Here is a 14,375-nt window from a genome sequence, read left to right on the forward strand (position 1 = left end):
TCTCTTGCGGCTGCGATGGTATTTGCCTACCAGTGATAGAACGGCTTGAGGGCCGCGATTAAGTGAGGATCGAGATGAAGCGCGTTTTGCCACTTGTTTTACTTCTTGCCTGCAGCGCACCGGCCTTCGGCCAAGCGGTCGACAGGCAAGGCGCGAAGCAGCTTTCCGACGATCTGGCGCACTACATCGGCAAGAAGCTGTTCGATATCGGGTTCGTGAAAATTTCAGTCGACGGCGATGCCTACAAGCTCGCTTTCGACTTCAAGCCAGTCACGGATTTGATGGCAAAGCAGCAAGCCTTCAAGTTCGACGTCACGCCTTACTTCATCTTGGTCAAGCCACGCCAAGATGGACACTGGGACGTTTCGGCGGACGTGTCCCCGAAGGGGTCTATCGATTTCGTTGGCCCTGAGGGGGCGCAGCACATCGACTTCTCCGTGTCGGACAACAAGTTCACCGGAGTTTATGACCCCGACCTGGCCGCTTTCGCGAGCGCAACCGGTTCGATGGCTGGCATGACGATGACCACCCGAGAGCCCAAGCAGCAGGCGGATGTCACGGTCGGTGCTGGCACTGCCGTAATAGTTTCGACCAAATCCGCAAATGGCGGCATCGATTTCACGGTGATGGAAAAAATAACGAACTTCGCCGAAACGATCAAAGTCAACGATCCCAAAAGTGGGTTGAGTTTTCCGGCTGCTGTAAAAGCGCCTGAACTTTCCGTGGATGCGTCCGGCAAGGGTTTGCGGACAAAGCCGCTGCTCGACCTGCTTGCTTTCATCGTGGCGACTGATGATGCAGCCAAATTCAAGGCGGATGAGGCGGAGTTCAAATCGCTTCTGACGGCAGCACTGCCATTGTGGGAGCGGATCGACGGCACCTACGGCTTCAAGGACTTTGTGGTGGAGAGCCCGGTAGGCAAGTTCGGTGCGACGCAACTGAATACCGCCGTCGGCATGGACGGCATCGCCAAGGACGGCAAGATCAACTACGCGTTCAAGGTTTCCGGCCTGACAATACCACAGCAGGTGCTGCCCAGCTGGAGCGTTGCGTTGCTGCCGACGGATATCGACCTCAACTTCGGCGGCACCAACATCGATCTGGACAGCATGGCGAAGAAAACCATCGAAACCCTTGATTTCAGCAAGGATCCACCGCTGCCGGCAGATTTCGGCAACCAGATCTTCGCCGATTTCCTGGCCAAGACGCCAAAGGCCATTCTCGGACACAGCACGATCAAGAACGGCAACATCGAGATTGCGATGGAAGGTGAAATGACGTTCCCCGGCAAGAAGCCCGAGGCGAGCATGACCATCGATGTCGCGGGCTATGACAAGATTGTGGAGGCTCCGCAGACGGCGGCCAAGACCGAGCCGGAAGCGGCGCAGTATTTCCCCTTCGCACTCGCCGTCAAAGGATTTGGCAAGGCGCTGCCGGATGGTCGACTGGAATGGGTCGTCAACGCTAAGGCAGACGGTTCGGTCACGGTCAACGGCGCCATGCTGAAGCCGGCCGATGCCGTTCAGGACAACCCCGTCATGGACCCAAGCGAGGCTACCGTTCCGGATCATGGCTCGGGCGAGAATGACAATGGCGGGGCAGGGGCGAAGTTGAAACCCTAAGCGCCGAGCTTGGAGCGGTTCATCGTTTCCCGGAAACGCCGAACCGCTCCATGTCTTTGTTTTTGCACAATCCGGACGGAAAACCGTTTCACACTTTTCCTGGAATTGCTCTAGAAGCGGCTGGCGTTAACGCCCGAGTGCGCTCACGATTTTCGCCGCCGCGATCTGCCCGCAGTCTCGGGATCGCCGCTTATATCGAATGCTCATGATTGTCGTCGCCGAGCGGCAGCGCCCGCAATGCCTTGCCGACTGCGGCGGGCGGCGTTCCGGTCTCCTCGGAAAAACGCATCAACGTCGGCTCGTGGGCAAGGATGAACTGCAGCACGCCGGCCAGGAATCCCGGCTCGCCCGCCGCCCGGCGGATGGAATGGGCTTCGATGCCGGTGATCGCCAGGAAGCGGGGCAGAAGTTCCGAATCGGCGGCGACGAAGCCCAACGCCTTTACGGCAACCGTTTCCGCTTCCTCGCGCATTGACGCTGCGTTTGCCATCGCTACCTTCCTTCATGGGCGGAATCGTTCTGTTTTCGCAGTAGTGGCAAGTGTCGCCGGCAGCAAGCTCGCCGACCTGGAATCCGAACGCTTTTAGGGCGACCGGTTTCCGTTTCGTCAATCATATTGCCGTATAGTGGGAACAGGTTTGGTGCGTGCCGACAAGGGGCGCATGACGGCACCCTTCGAGTGGAAGGCCAGCCGGGACGGGAAATCGATGCCAAAGAAGGTTATGATCGTCGAAGACAACGAGCTCAACATGAAGCTCTTTCGCGACCTCATCGAAGCGAGCGGCTACGAGACGGTGCGCACACGCAACGGCCTGGAAGCGCTGGATCTGGCGCGGCAGCACAGGCCGGACCTCATCCTGATGGACATCCAGCTGCCGGAAGTGTCGGGCCTCGAGGTCACCAAATGGCTGAAGGAGGACGATGATCTCCACGTCATCCCGGTCATCGCCGTCACCGCCTTCGCGATGAAGGGGGACGAGGAGCGCATTCGCCAGGGCGGCTGCGAGGCATATATCTCCAAGCCGATCTCGGTGCCGCGTTTCATCGAAACCATCAAATCCTACCTGGGCGATGCCTGATGTATCTTTCCAGCCGAGCCGGAGCTTTGTGAAATGACCGCGCGGATCCTCGTCGTCGACGACATCCCAGCCAATGTCAGGCTGCTGGAGGTTCGGCTGCTCGCCGAATATTTCGAGGTCCTGACCGCCACCAACGGGCCGGACGCGATCGAGATCTGCGAGAACGGCAAGGTCGACGTCGTGCTGCTCGACGTGATGATGCCCGACATGGACGGGTTCGAGGTCTGCCGGCGGCTGAAGGGCGACCCGGCAACATCGCACATCCCTGTCGTGATGATCACCGCACTCGACCAGGTTTCGGACCGGGTGCGCGGCCTCGAGGCCGGCGCCGACGATTTTTTGACCAAGCCGGTCAACGATCTGCAGTTGATGACGCGCGTCAAGAGCCTGGTCAGGCTGAAATCGCTGACCGACGAGCTGCGGCTGCGCGCCTCGACGACACGCAATATCGGCATCGAGGAGCTTTTGAGCCGCAACTTCGCTGCCGACGATGCGGTGCCGAAGGTGCTGCTGGTCGACGAGCGCAAATCCTCGTTCGAGCGCATCCAGAAGATGCTGCGCGGCAGTGCCGATCTCGACGTCGCCAATGATCCGCATGCCGGCTTCTTCCAGGCCGCCGAGCAGCCGTATGAATGCGTGATGATCTCGACAGCCTTCGCCGATTTCGACCCGCTGAGGCTCTGCTCGCAATTGCGCTCGCTCGATCGCACCCGTTTCCTGCCGATCATCCTTCTGGCGGACGAGGGCGAGGAGGGGCGTATCATCCGCGGCCTCGAACTCGGCATCAACGATTATCTGATGCGGCCGATCGACCAGCAGGAGCTGACCGCGCGGCTGCGCACGCAGGTGCGCCGCAAGCGCTACAACGACCAGCTTCGCGCCAGCGTCACCCAGACCATCGAGATGGCGGTGACCGATGCCCTGACCGGCCTGCACAACCGCCGCTATCTCGACAGCCATTTGCAGACGCTGTTCGACCGCGCCGTGGCACGGCGCCGGCCGCTGTCGGTGATGATCACCGATCTGGACCGCTTCAAGAGCATCAACGACGCGCATGGCCATGACGGCGGCGACGACGTGCTGCGCGAATTCGCGCGGCGGCTGCGCAAGAATGTGCGCGGCATCGATCTGGCCTGCCGCTTCGGCGGTGAGGAGTTCGTCGTGGTGATGCCGGACACCGACGGCGCGGTAGCCGAAAAGGTCGCCGAGCGCATTCGCGCCGAAATCGCCCAGCTGCCGTTTGCCGTCGGCACCGAAGGCAAGGCCGTCGAAGTCACCGTCAGCGTCGGCGTGTCGTCGGTGCTGAAGGGGGTAGACACGGTTTCGGCGCTGATGAAACGCGCCGACCTCGCGCTCTACGAAGCCAAGAGCGGCGGCCGCAATCGCGTCGTCGCCAAGGCGGCTTAGCACCGAACACCAATTGCCGGGTCAACGCGACAAGGTTACGAATTTACCTTAATCCAAGCGATTTGCGAGGCTTGGTTAAGAAACGGTTGATTTCCATAAGTTGTTGCGCAAATGTGCAGCCCTTAGACGTAACCGGCACGAGGCTAGATCGCCGGTTCGACCCGAAGAATACCCCATGATGCTCAGGTCCGCCGCATCTCCTGGGTCCGTGGGGTCGGCCGGCCGGCGCTGGCACATAGTGGCCTCCTCGTACCGCTGCCAAACGCCGGCCGGCCCCCAATTTTCAAAACACATCAGGATTCTACGTCAAGACCCGGAAAACGCTTGGTTTTTGTTGCGGCAGCGACAGCGCCCTTTGAAATAGCCGGCTGGGCAGAGCGTATGCGCCAGCAGTCGGTTGACAGGGCCTTTCTTCTATGCAGAAATTGGTTGGACCATTGAGCCATTTGGTGACCCGTTGGCATGACGGAATTCGGCCTTTCCCCCATACAGGCAACTGCTCGCGACGACGCGGTGCTCAAGGCGCTGGCCGGCTTTGTGATGCGGGAAGCTCTCGGGCCCGGCCAGAGACTGCCGACCGAACGCATCCTTGCCGAGCGCCTCAAGGTGAGCCGCAACACCGTGCGCGAGGCGCTGACGCGCTGGGAAGGGCTCGGCCTGGTCGAACGGCGGCAAGGCAGCGGCACCTATCTCAAGGGAGTGGTCTCGCTGGACATGCTGCACATGCCGCTGACGCTGGCCGGCGGCAATGATTTCACCAGCCTGATGCAGACGCTGGAAATCCGCCGGGCACTGGAAGCGGAAGCCGCCGCCCTGTGCGCCGTCCGCGCGGGCCAGGCAGATCTCGTCGGGATCGGGCGCAAGCTCGACATTATGGAGCAGGCCTTCCACACCCGCGCCGGGATGTCGGCGGAGGAGGACTGGGAATTCCACCAGTCGATCTACCGCAGTTCCGGCAATCCGCTGTTCGAGCAGATCATCGCCGCCATGCACGAACTGTTCCATCGTTTCTGGGAGCATCCGCTCGGCGTGCGTGATTTCGGCCACGCCAGCTTTCCCTACCACCGCACCATCTACGAACGCATCGCCGCGCACGATCCGGAGGGGGCCCGGGCCGAGGCGCTCAAGCTGATCGCCACCGTCGAGGACGATCTGAAGCGCGGCGCGGCCAAACTCGAACTTTCAGGCCAGAAATGAGCGATCATCCCGCCGGTTTCGAAAACGACTATCTCGCCGAGGCAGCGACGCTTCTCGCCCATGACGAGCCTTTCCCCGGCGGCGCGGTGGTCCCGCCGATCTACCAGACTTCCCTCTTCACCTTCGCCAACTATTCCGAGATGGCCGACACATTCGCCGGCAGGCGACGTCAGCCGATCTATTCGCGCGGCGACAACCCGACGGTCATGGAGTTCGAGGCGCGTGTCGCCGCTCTCGAAGGCGCGGAGGCCGCGCGCGGCTTTTCCAGCGGCATGGCGGCGATCAGCGCCACGGTGCTTGCTTTCGTCGGTGCCGGTGAGCGCATGGTTGTCGTGCGCAATTGCTACGGCGATGCCTACCGGCTGTTCGAACGGCTTTTGCCACGGCTCAACATCAAGGTCGACTATGTCGACGGTTCCGATCCGGACGCGGTCGCGGCAGCACTTCCCGGCGCCAAGCTGCTCTACCTGGAAAGCCCGACGTCGATGATGTTCGAGCTCCAGGACATAACCCAGCTGGCGCGGCTGGCCAAAGAGCAGGGCATCATCACCTCGATCGACAATTCCTGGGCGACGCCGGTGTTCCAGAAGCCGATTTCGCACGGTGTCGACCTGGTGCTGCATTCGGCCTCGAAATATCTCGGCGGCCACAGCGACACCGTCGCCGGTGTGGTGGCCGGTTCGGCCGCCCATATCCGACATATCAACGAGCAGACCTATTCCTATCTCGGCGGCAAACTTTCGCCTTTCGAGGCCTGGCTGTTACTGCGTGGCCTGCGCACATTGCCGCTGCGGTTGCCGCATCACATGAAGAGCGGGCTGACCATCGCCGAACGGCTGAAAGCGCATGACCATGTCGAGCGGGTCAACCACCCGGCCTATTCCAACCATCCAGGCAAGGCGACGCTTGCCGGCTATGCCGGGCTGTTCTCGTTCGAAGTGACGGAAGACGTCGACATCCCGGCTTTCGTCGATGCGCTGAAACTCTTTCGCATCGGCGTCAGCTGGGGCGGCCATGAGAGCCTGGTCGTTCCGGCAAAGGCCTCGCTCGAGCAGACGCCGGGCCTGAATTCGATGGCGCGCTTCGGCGTCAGCCCACGAACCATCCGCCTCAGTGTCGGATTGGAAAGTGTCGAAGACCTGTGGGCGGATGTTGCCCAGGCCTTCGACAGAGCAAAAAGATAAAGGAGCCGTTCAAAATGGGAGTGCTGAACATGAAAAAACTGAGCATCCTTCTTGGTGCCGTCGCGGGTCTGGCGATTTCCGCCGGCAGCGTGCTGGCCGATTCCACGGTCAAGATGGTCGAGGTCATCACCAGCCCGCCGCGTACCGAATTCCTCAAGAAGCAGATCGCCGAATTCGAGGCGGCCAATCCGGGTGTCAAGGTCGAGCTGGTATCGCTGCCCTGGGGACAGGCGTTCGAGAAGTTCCTCACCATGGTGCAGGCCGGCGACACGCCCGACATCGTCGAGATGCCAGAACGCTGGATGGGCCTTTATGCGACCAACGGCCAGCTCGAGGATCTCGGGCCATACATGGCCAAATGGGACGATGCCAAAACGCTGGGCGAGCGTGCCAAGCAGTTCGGCTCGACGGTCGATAACAAGCAGTACATGATCCCTTACGGCTATTACCTGAACGCGCTGTTCTGGAACAAGAAGCTGTTCAAGGAGGCCGGTCTGGACGGTCCGCCGGCGACGCTCGATGAATTCGTCGAGGACTCCAAAAAAATCTCGGCGATACCGGGCAAATACGGCTACTGCCTGCGCGGCGGCCCGGGCGCCTTCAACGGCATGCATATGTTCATGAACATCGCCGCCGGCAAGGGCGGCTATTTCAACGAGGACGGCACCTCGACCATCAACGAGGAAGGCTCGGTCAAGGGCCTGCAGATGCTCGCCGACATGTACAAGAACGGCCTGGCGCCGAAAGATGCGGTGAGCTGGGGTTTTAACGAGACCGTCACCGGCTTCTACAGCGGCACCTGCGCCATGCTGAACCAGGATCCCGACGCGCTGCTCGGCATCGCCGACAAGATGAGCGCCGACGATTTCGCCGTGGCGCCGATGCCGGTCGGGCCGAGCGGCAAATCCTATCCGACGCTCGGTTATGCCGGCTGGGCGATGTTCGCCAATTCCCAGCACAAGGACGATGCCTGGAAGCTGATGGCGACGCTGTTGTCGCCCAAGGACAATCTGGAATGGGCAAAGGAAGTCGGCGTCATTCCAATCCACAACGGCGCCGACCAGGACGCCCACTTCAGGACCGAGCAGTTCAAAGGCTGGTTCGAGGAACTGAACAACGGCGACAAATACGAGATGGTGACGCCTCCGACGCATCTGGAAAACCTTGGCAATTTCGTAGACCAGGTGGCGATCAAGAATTTTCAGGAAGTGCTGCTTGGCCAGAAAGCGGCCAAGGACGTGGCTGACGAATGGGCCAAGTTCCTGACCAAGGAACAGCAGGACTGGCTGGCCAAGAACAAGAAATAGCTTTTGTTCCTTCTCCCCGTTCACGGGGAGGGGGTGTCACGAAGTGACGGATGAGGGGCGGCGCCAACCCGACTTGGCTCGCGCTGCTTCTCATCTGCCTGCCCGTCCTCCACAGCAGCTGCGCTGCAGCTGCGGAGGGTGGACCGGCATCTCCCCGTAAACGGGGAAGGCGCTGTCGCCAGCCCGTGCTTACCCAGGAGACGATCCAGTACCAATGACCTATGCCGTGTCCGAAATCCGATCCGCCGGCAGGCCGCGAAAGAAGCGGCTATCCCATGCCGCGATCGAGCCTTGGCTCTATCTCAGCCCGGCGATCGCGCTGCTGGTCGTCGTGCTCCTGGTGCCGCTGGTTATCGGTGTCGGCTACTCGTTCCGCAAATTCTCCGCTTTCAAATCCGAATATGTCGGGCTTGGGCAGTATCAGGCGATGCTGTCGGATCCTGTGCTCGGGCAGGCGCTCGTCAACACCCTATGGTGGACGGCAGCCAGCCTGTTCTTCCAATTTTTCCTTGGACTCGGCCTGGCGCTGCTGCTCGATACGCCGTTCCGGGGCAGAAAGATCGTGCAGGCCGTGGTGTTCCTGCCTTGGGCGGTACCGTCCTTCCTCTCGGGCCTGACCTGGGCCTGGCTGTTCAACCCGATCATCGGGCCGCTGCCGCATTGGCTCTACGCCTTGGGGCTGAAAGCCGAGCCAACCAACGTGCTCTCCGATCCCTCGACAGCCATGTGGGGGCCGATCGTCGCCAATGTCTGGTTCGGCATTCCCTTTTTTGCCATCACGCTTTTGGCGGCGTTGAAGTCGATCCCGTCAGAACTGCATGAGGCGGCGGCGATCGACGGCGCCTCGCCGTGGCAGCGCTTTACCAAGGTAACGCTGCCGTTCCTGGCACCGACCATCGTCATCACCGTCATGCTGCGCACCATATGGATCGCCACCTTCGCCGACCTGATCTTCGTCATGACCGAAGGCGGGCCTGCCGGTTCGACCGCTACCGTCCCGGTCTATATCTACGTCAGCGCGTTCAAGTCGCTGGACAAAGGCTATGCCTCCGCAGTGGCGGTGCTGCTGCTTGCCTTGCTAATCGTCTACGCGGTTGCGCTTATCGGCATCCGCCGGTCGCTGGTGAGGCACGTCTGATGATTGCCGGACGCTCCGCTTCCTCGCGCGTCCTCGGCGGTATCGGCCTTTACGGCGCCATCGCCGCCTATATGGCCTTCGCGTTGTTCCCGATCTTCTGGACGTTGAAGATCTCGGTCACGCCGGAGCGGCTGCTCTATTCCGAAGGCATCACTTTCTGGCCGTCGCAAACGACGCTGCAGAACTTCGTCACCGTGCTCGAAGCCAGCGATTTCCCGCGTTACTTCCTGAACAGCGTTATCGTTTCGGTTTCGACGGCAGCCTTCGTAACGGTGATTGCCACGCTGGCCGGCTACGCCATGTCGCGATTTTCCTTCCGCGGCAAGGCGACCCTGGCCATCCTGCTTCTGCTCACCCAGACGTTCCCGCTGGTGATGGTCATTCCGCCGATCTACCGCATCATGGGACAGATCGGCCTCATCAACAGCCTGACCGGCCTCGTCATCATCTACACCGCCTTCAATACGGCCTTTGCGACCTTCCTGATGCAGTCGTTCTTCGACGGCATTCCCAGGGATCTGGAAGAGGCAGCGATGATCGACGGCTGCACGCGCCTGCAGGCGATGCGCAAGGTGATCGTGCCGCTGACGCTGCCCGGCATGGGTGCGACGCTCGGTTTCGTCTTTACCGCCGCCTGGAGCGAGTTGCTGTTTGCGCTGATGCTGATTTCCAGCGACGACCAGAAGACCTTCGCGGTCGGCCTGCTCACCTATATCGGCAAATTCGCGGTCGACTGGGGACAGATGATGGCGGCTTCCATCCTGGCGCTGATCCCGGTCTGCATCTTCTTTGCTTTCCTGCAACGCTACCTCGTCACCGGCCTTACCGCCGGTGCCGTCAAGGGATAGATCGATGGCCTCCGTCACACTCGACAAAGTCCGTAAAGACTATGGAGCCGTGCGCGTCCTGCACGCGGTCGATCTCGAAATCGCCGACGGTGAGTTCGTCGTTCTGGTCGGCCCGTCCGGCTGCGGGAAGTCGACACTGCTGCGTATGATCGCCGGGCTGGAGGAGGTCTCCGACGGCGAAATCCATATTGGTGAGCGCCTGGTCAACGACATTGCGCCAAAGGACCGCGACATTGCCATGGTATTCCAGTCCTACGCGCTCTATCCGCACATGGACGTGTCGAAGAACATGGGCTTCAGCCTGATGCTGAGGAAGGCCGGGAAGCCGGCGATCGATGCAAGGGTGGACGGGGCCGCCAAGCGGCTCGGGCTCGATGCGCTTCTGCAGCGCCTGCCTCGGCAATTGTCTGGCGGCCAGCGTCAGCGCGTCGCCATGGGCCGTGCCATCGTACGCGACCCGAAGGTCTTTCTCTTCGACGAGCCGCTTTCGAACCTCGATGCCAAGCTGCGCGTTCACATGCGTGCCGAGATCAAGGCGCTGCACCAGCAATTGAAGACCACTTCGGTCTATGTCACCCACGACCAGACCGAAGCGATGACAATGGCCGACCGCATCGTCGTCATGCATGACGGCCTCGTCCAGCAGGTCGGTGTGCCGCTCGATCTGTACGACCGGCCGGTCAACATGTTCGTCGCCGGGTTCATCGGCTCGCCCGGCATGAATTTTCTGCCTGCCGTGGTTGAAAAGGGCGCCAAGCCGGATGCCATCCTGGCCGACGGCCAGAAGCTGAGGCTGCCAGACGGCCTGCCGCTCAGGGATGGCGATACGATCACCGTCGGCTTGCGGCCCGAGCATATCCGGCTCGCCGACAATGGCGCGCTGAAGGGCGAGGTGGGTGTCGTGGAGCCGCTCGGCCTGTCCACCCAGTTCTATGCCAGGCTTGCCGGCCAGCAGGTCTGCGTGTTTGCCATGGGCCGGGCCAGCGTGAAGCCGGGTGAGGCCGTGCGCCTGTCGGCTGATCCGGCATCGCTCCATCTGTTCGATCCGGCAAGCGGCGGTCGCATCGGCTAGTCCTGTATTCCCGAAACGAAAAACGCCGCCCGGAGGGCGGCGATTCGGTACCGCGAGAGAAAACCCGATTACTTGATCTTGGTTTCCTTGAATTCGACGTGCTTCTTGGCGACCGGGTCGTATTTGCGGAACGACAGCTTGTCCGTCTTGGTGCGGCTGTTTTTGCTGGTCACGTAGAAGAAACCGGTGTCGGCGGTCGACAGAAGCTTGATCTTGATGTTTGCGGCTTTGGCCATGATGTTCGTCCGTTAAATGTTCGTGGAGTTTTGGCCGCTGGAGCACGGGGAAAACACCCGGACGCGGGAAACTTGCCGCGACACATAAAGAACGCGCCCGGAAAGTCAACCCTTGTCCAGGTTCTGTGTCGTAGGCAGATGGGTTGTCCGGATTAGGTGGCACATGAGTTGTCCGGGTTTGTTGCCAGCCGATGGAGGCTGGGGACGAAGCGGACATCGATGTGCTACCAAAACCCGACAATTTGATTGGGTGCCGACAGCCGCGGGAGGCTCCTGTGTGCCTCCGGCCGTCCTCCGGGTGGCGTCTCAGTTTGAATGCTGGCTATGAGTATCGAGCGATGGACGGCTGATCGATCACCCAAAGCCAGTTCCCGTCACCTTGCCGGCGAGCGATTTCCGCAGTAACGGTGCCATCGGCAAGGCGCGTGGAAGTGAGCGCCAAATCCCTGTTGATGATAGCCGGACGCTGATCTCCGAGATCAAACTTTCGTCCCGCTGCCACCAACTTGGCGTAAAATCGGCGGATGGCATCTCTGCCGCAGGCCAACCGCCCGTTGCCGGTATCGAGGATGGCACCGGGTTCGTAAAGAGCAGCCATTCCTTCCGCGTCTCCCGCTTGCTCGCGAGAAACCAATAGCCGCGCCAGGTCCTGGGGATCGCTTGCCGGTTTGCGGTTTGCTTCATCATTCATCGGCAGGCTTCCTGACAGCCAAATTCAAACCGAGAGACGACCAGGTTCCGGTCACTCCGCCGCGACGGTTTCCGGTTGCAACGCCTTCTTCCAGTCTCCCGTCGTGTTCCACCAGCGGTTCGGGTTGGCGCGGTCGTCGAGACCCTTGGAGCGGCTGGCAAGCAGTGGCTGAATGCGGATCACCGGTTCCTGATAGCTGTGAACCTGATAAATCGCTTCGACGACGCGTGCGGCGAGCTTCTGGTCGTCGGGCAGTTCGAACGACACCTCGACAGTGCCCGACCGCCTGCGCAATTCCGTCTCGGCGCCGGCGGCGGCACCTTCAAGCGGCCGGTAGCGTTCGATGCCGTCCGCCGACTGGAAAGCATTGCTGTCATATTTGCCCATTCCGAGCGGTACGATCGCGACCACCGCCTCCATGATGCGGTCGACATCGGCTGCCGGTGCCTGAAAGGTCACCAGCAGCAGCAATTCCATCCGCAGCGATTTCGTTTCAAAGCCACTGTCGATCATCCGAGGTCTCCCTGCTAATGCACTTTGGGGGAGCATATACTCGAGCCCTCCTGACATGGTTGTGTCAGGAGTTGGTCAGCAGTGGGAGCGATGTCGGCAGCTGGGCCGACTCAGAGGATTTTGCGGAGCAGCCTGGTGCCGACCAGCACGATATAGCAGGCGAAGAACAGGCCGAGCGCCCAACCGAAGCCCGACGGCCCGAAAGCGTCCATGCCGATGCCGATTGCCTGCGGGCCAAGCACCATGCCGACGCCGTAGCAAAGAACGAAGGCGGCGTTGGCGGAGGCCAGTTCGTGGCCGGAAAGCTGGGAGCCGAGGTGAGCAAGACCGATTGTATACATAGCGGCGACCACACCGCCCCAGATGAACAGAAGCGCTGCCATCAAATGCCAGTTATGCGCGAAGAACGGCATGAAGACCGTGCCGGCAAGCCCGACAGTGGCACAGGCCATCAGCAGATAGCGGCGGTCGCTGACGCGGTCGCTGATCATGCCGATCGGGATCTGCAACAGCACATTGCCAAGCCCGATCATGGTGAGCAAAAGGGCGGCGTCCGCCTCGGAGTAGCCGATGCGGCTACCGTAGACCGGGAACAGTGCAAAGCCGCCGGTCTCGACCGCGCCGAACACCAGCACGGCGGCGGTCGCCGTCGGCACCAGCCAGATGTAACGCAGGAAATTGCTGGTTTCGCCGTCCGAGACGATCGTCGGGCTCTCGTTGCGTGCCGCCAGGACCGGTATGGCAGCGAGCGTAACCAAGGCGATGGTAACGCCGAAGGGCAGGAAGCCACTGCTGCCGAGATGGGCGAACAGCCAAGGCCCGGCGGCAAAGCCGAGAGACAGCACGGTGGCATAGATGCCGAGGACCAGTCCGCGCCGGTGTGGCGGCGCCGAGGTGCTGATCCAGAATTCCGACAGGATGAACAGCACCGTCAGCGCGATATGCAGCAGCACGCGCAGCGGAAACCACATCCAGAAAGCTGGCGCGAAATGGAAACCGACAAAGGCCAGCGCCCCGGCGGCGATCATGGCAAGCATCGTCCAGGCGACCCCGAACCGCATGGCGAGCGGGGTGGCGAGCGGCGCGCCGGCGATCGAGGCGAGACCGGCGACCGCGGTGTTGAGACCGATCATCGACGCGGAATGGCCACGCGTTTCCAGGATCACGCTGAGCAGCGGCATGCCAAGGCCGATGGCAATGCCGACGACGCTGATCGACGAGATCGCCGCGACCATCGGCAGCCAGTGTACGCGTTCCTTGCCCTGCGGCTGGATATCGACTGTCATGGATTGCCTGGCTGCTCTAGAGAATTTCGCGGACGAAGCGATTGCGGACAAGCCGGTAGAACGGCACGGGACCGCCGGGGCTCAGCAGCGGATCCCGGGCGAGCCGGGTTTCCAGCTCCTCCAGGACCGTGCGCGTGATGTCTGGAATATCGGCTTGCCGGGCCTTGGCCAGCGGCAGCCAAACGACGTCCTCCAACTCGTCGGTCGGACCGCCATCCGGCAGTTCAACGGCGACATCGTCGCGCCATGCGGCGAGAAAGCGCGTATCGAAGCGGCGCACCCGGTTGGGCGGGGTGATGGCGCGTGCGACGAAGCGCAGCGCTTGCAGTGATGGGATGACGCCGTGCTCGACAAAGCCCTGCCAGTCGCGCCTGGCGGTCGCGAAGGTGCCTTTTTGGCCGATCAGCAAGCCGGCCTCCTCATAGGTTTCGCGGATTGCCGACAGGGCAATGGCGCGGGCGCGGGCCGGGCTGGTGCGGCCGATGCCAGCGGTCAATCTCGCTTCTTCCTCGGGATGAAGGGCGGTGGCTGTCGGGATGCGGCTGTCGGCCGGATCTGTGCGGCCGCCAGGAAACACGAATTTTCCCGGCATGAAGGCATGACCGGCGTGGCGCCGGCCCATCAGCACCAGGAACTCGTCGCCCTTGCGGTCGAGCAGGATCAGCGTCGCGGCGTCGCGCGGGCGTATAGGCTTGGCATCGAGCGCGATCCGCTCACCCTTGTCGATTTCCGCCTTGGTCATAACGTCCATGCGCTCGACCTAGCGGAATCTTCTCCAATGCGGAAGTGGCGTCC

Annotated in this window: 15 protein-coding genes; 9 read left to right on the forward strand and 6 right to left on the reverse strand. The window is 61.7% G+C overall.

Features of this window, described 5'->3' with window-relative positions; genetic code table 11:
- Positions 1-74 precede the first annotated feature (74 nt).
- Positions 75-1,622, forward strand: coding sequence for a hypothetical protein (locus tag NKI25_RS12435; protein ID WP_352998534.1), 1,548 nt, complete (start codon positions 75-77; stop codon positions 1,620-1,622).
- A 190-nt stretch (positions 1,623-1,812) separates the two neighbouring features.
- Here the strand turns inward: NKI25_RS12435 and NKI25_RS12440 are convergent, their stop codons facing one another.
- The gene (locus NKI25_RS12440; protein ID WP_352568802.1) at positions 1,813-2,112 is read right to left on the reverse strand and encodes a DUF3572 domain-containing protein; all 300 of its coding nucleotides are present in this window, start codon (positions 2,110-2,112) and stop codon (positions 1,813-1,815) included.
- Positions 2,113-2,284: 172 nt separating this feature from the next.
- Between NKI25_RS12440 and NKI25_RS12445 the strand changes: the two genes are divergently transcribed.
- From NKI25_RS12445 to NKI25_RS12480, 8 genes are all read left to right on the forward strand, one after another.
- The gene (locus NKI25_RS12445; RefSeq protein ID WP_348625950.1) at positions 2,285-2,701 is read left to right on the forward strand and encodes a response regulator; all 417 of its coding nucleotides are present in this window, start codon (positions 2,285-2,287) and stop codon (positions 2,699-2,701) included.
- A 33-nt stretch (positions 2,702-2,734) separates the two neighbouring features.
- The gene (locus NKI25_RS12450) at positions 2,735-4,108 is read left to right on the forward strand and encodes a PleD family two-component system response regulator (RefSeq protein ID WP_023679987.1); all 1,374 of its coding nucleotides are present in this window, start codon (positions 2,735-2,737) and stop codon (positions 4,106-4,108) included.
- A gap of 462 nt (positions 4,109-4,570) precedes the next feature.
- The gene (locus NKI25_RS12455) at positions 4,571-5,305 is read left to right on the forward strand and encodes a FadR/GntR family transcriptional regulator (protein ID WP_352622652.1); all 735 of its coding nucleotides are present in this window, start codon (positions 4,571-4,573) and stop codon (positions 5,303-5,305) included.
- On the forward strand, positions 5,302-6,489 hold the full coding sequence (locus NKI25_RS12460) for a PLP-dependent transferase (RefSeq protein ID WP_352622650.1): 1,188 nt from the start codon (positions 5,302-5,304) through the stop codon (positions 6,487-6,489). The genes NKI25_RS12455 and NKI25_RS12460 overlap by 4 nt, the downstream gene beginning before the upstream one ends.
- 29 nt (positions 6,490-6,518) lie before the next feature.
- Positions 6,519-7,796: an ABC transporter substrate-binding protein gene (locus NKI25_RS12465; protein ID WP_031212851.1), complete on the forward strand. Its 1,278-nt coding sequence runs from the start codon at positions 6,519-6,521 to the stop codon at positions 7,794-7,796.
- Positions 7,797-8,010: 214 nt separating this feature from the next.
- The gene (locus NKI25_RS12470) at positions 8,011-8,934 is read left to right on the forward strand and encodes a carbohydrate ABC transporter permease (RefSeq protein ID WP_352622648.1); all 924 of its coding nucleotides are present in this window, start codon (positions 8,011-8,013) and stop codon (positions 8,932-8,934) included.
- Positions 8,934-9,782 (forward strand): carbohydrate ABC transporter permease, encoded by an 849-nt coding sequence (locus NKI25_RS12475; RefSeq protein WP_352998535.1) that lies wholly within the window; start codon positions 8,934-8,936, stop codon positions 9,780-9,782. The genes NKI25_RS12470 and NKI25_RS12475 overlap by 1 nt, the downstream gene beginning before the upstream one ends.
- 4 nt (positions 9,783-9,786) lie before the next feature.
- Positions 9,787-10,854: an ABC transporter ATP-binding protein gene (locus NKI25_RS12480; RefSeq protein WP_023679981.1), complete on the forward strand. Its 1,068-nt coding sequence runs from the start codon at positions 9,787-9,789 to the stop codon at positions 10,852-10,854.
- Positions 10,855-10,922: 68 nt separating this feature from the next.
- Here NKI25_RS12480 and rpmG read toward each other — a convergent pair whose 3' ends face one another.
- The 5 genes from rpmG to NKI25_RS12505 all read right to left on the reverse strand — a co-directional run bounded on the left by rpmG (position 10,923) and on the right by NKI25_RS12505 (position 14,331).
- A complete protein-coding gene (gene rpmG / locus NKI25_RS12485; protein WP_006201775.1) occupies positions 10,923-11,090 on the reverse strand; it encodes a 50S ribosomal protein L33 in 168 nt (55 codons plus the stop codon).
- 322 nt (positions 11,091-11,412) lie between these two features.
- Positions 11,413-11,781, reverse strand: coding sequence for a YybH family protein (locus NKI25_RS12490; RefSeq protein ID WP_023679980.1), 369 nt, complete (start codon positions 11,779-11,781; stop codon positions 11,413-11,415).
- Positions 11,782-11,832: 51 nt separating this feature from the next.
- Positions 11,833-12,294: a YqfO family protein gene (locus NKI25_RS12495; RefSeq protein WP_023679979.1), complete on the reverse strand. Its 462-nt coding sequence runs from the start codon at positions 12,292-12,294 to the stop codon at positions 11,833-11,835.
- Positions 12,295-12,404: 110 nt separating this feature from the next.
- Entirely contained in the window at positions 12,405-13,580 is a 1,176-nt protein-coding gene (locus NKI25_RS12500) for an MFS transporter (protein ID WP_023679978.1), read from the reverse strand.
- A 16-nt stretch (positions 13,581-13,596) separates the two neighbouring features.
- Positions 13,597-14,331 carry an NUDIX hydrolase gene (locus NKI25_RS12505; protein ID WP_023679977.1) on the reverse strand — a complete coding sequence of 245 codons (735 nt, stop codon included), beginning with the start codon at positions 14,329-14,331 and terminating at the stop codon, positions 13,597-13,599.
- Positions 14,332-14,375: the final 44 nt, after the last annotated feature.

It is taken from the genome of Mesorhizobium sp. M0808, assembly GCF_040320025.1.
GTDB lineage: Bacteria > Pseudomonadota > Alphaproteobacteria > Rhizobiales > Rhizobiaceae > Mesorhizobium.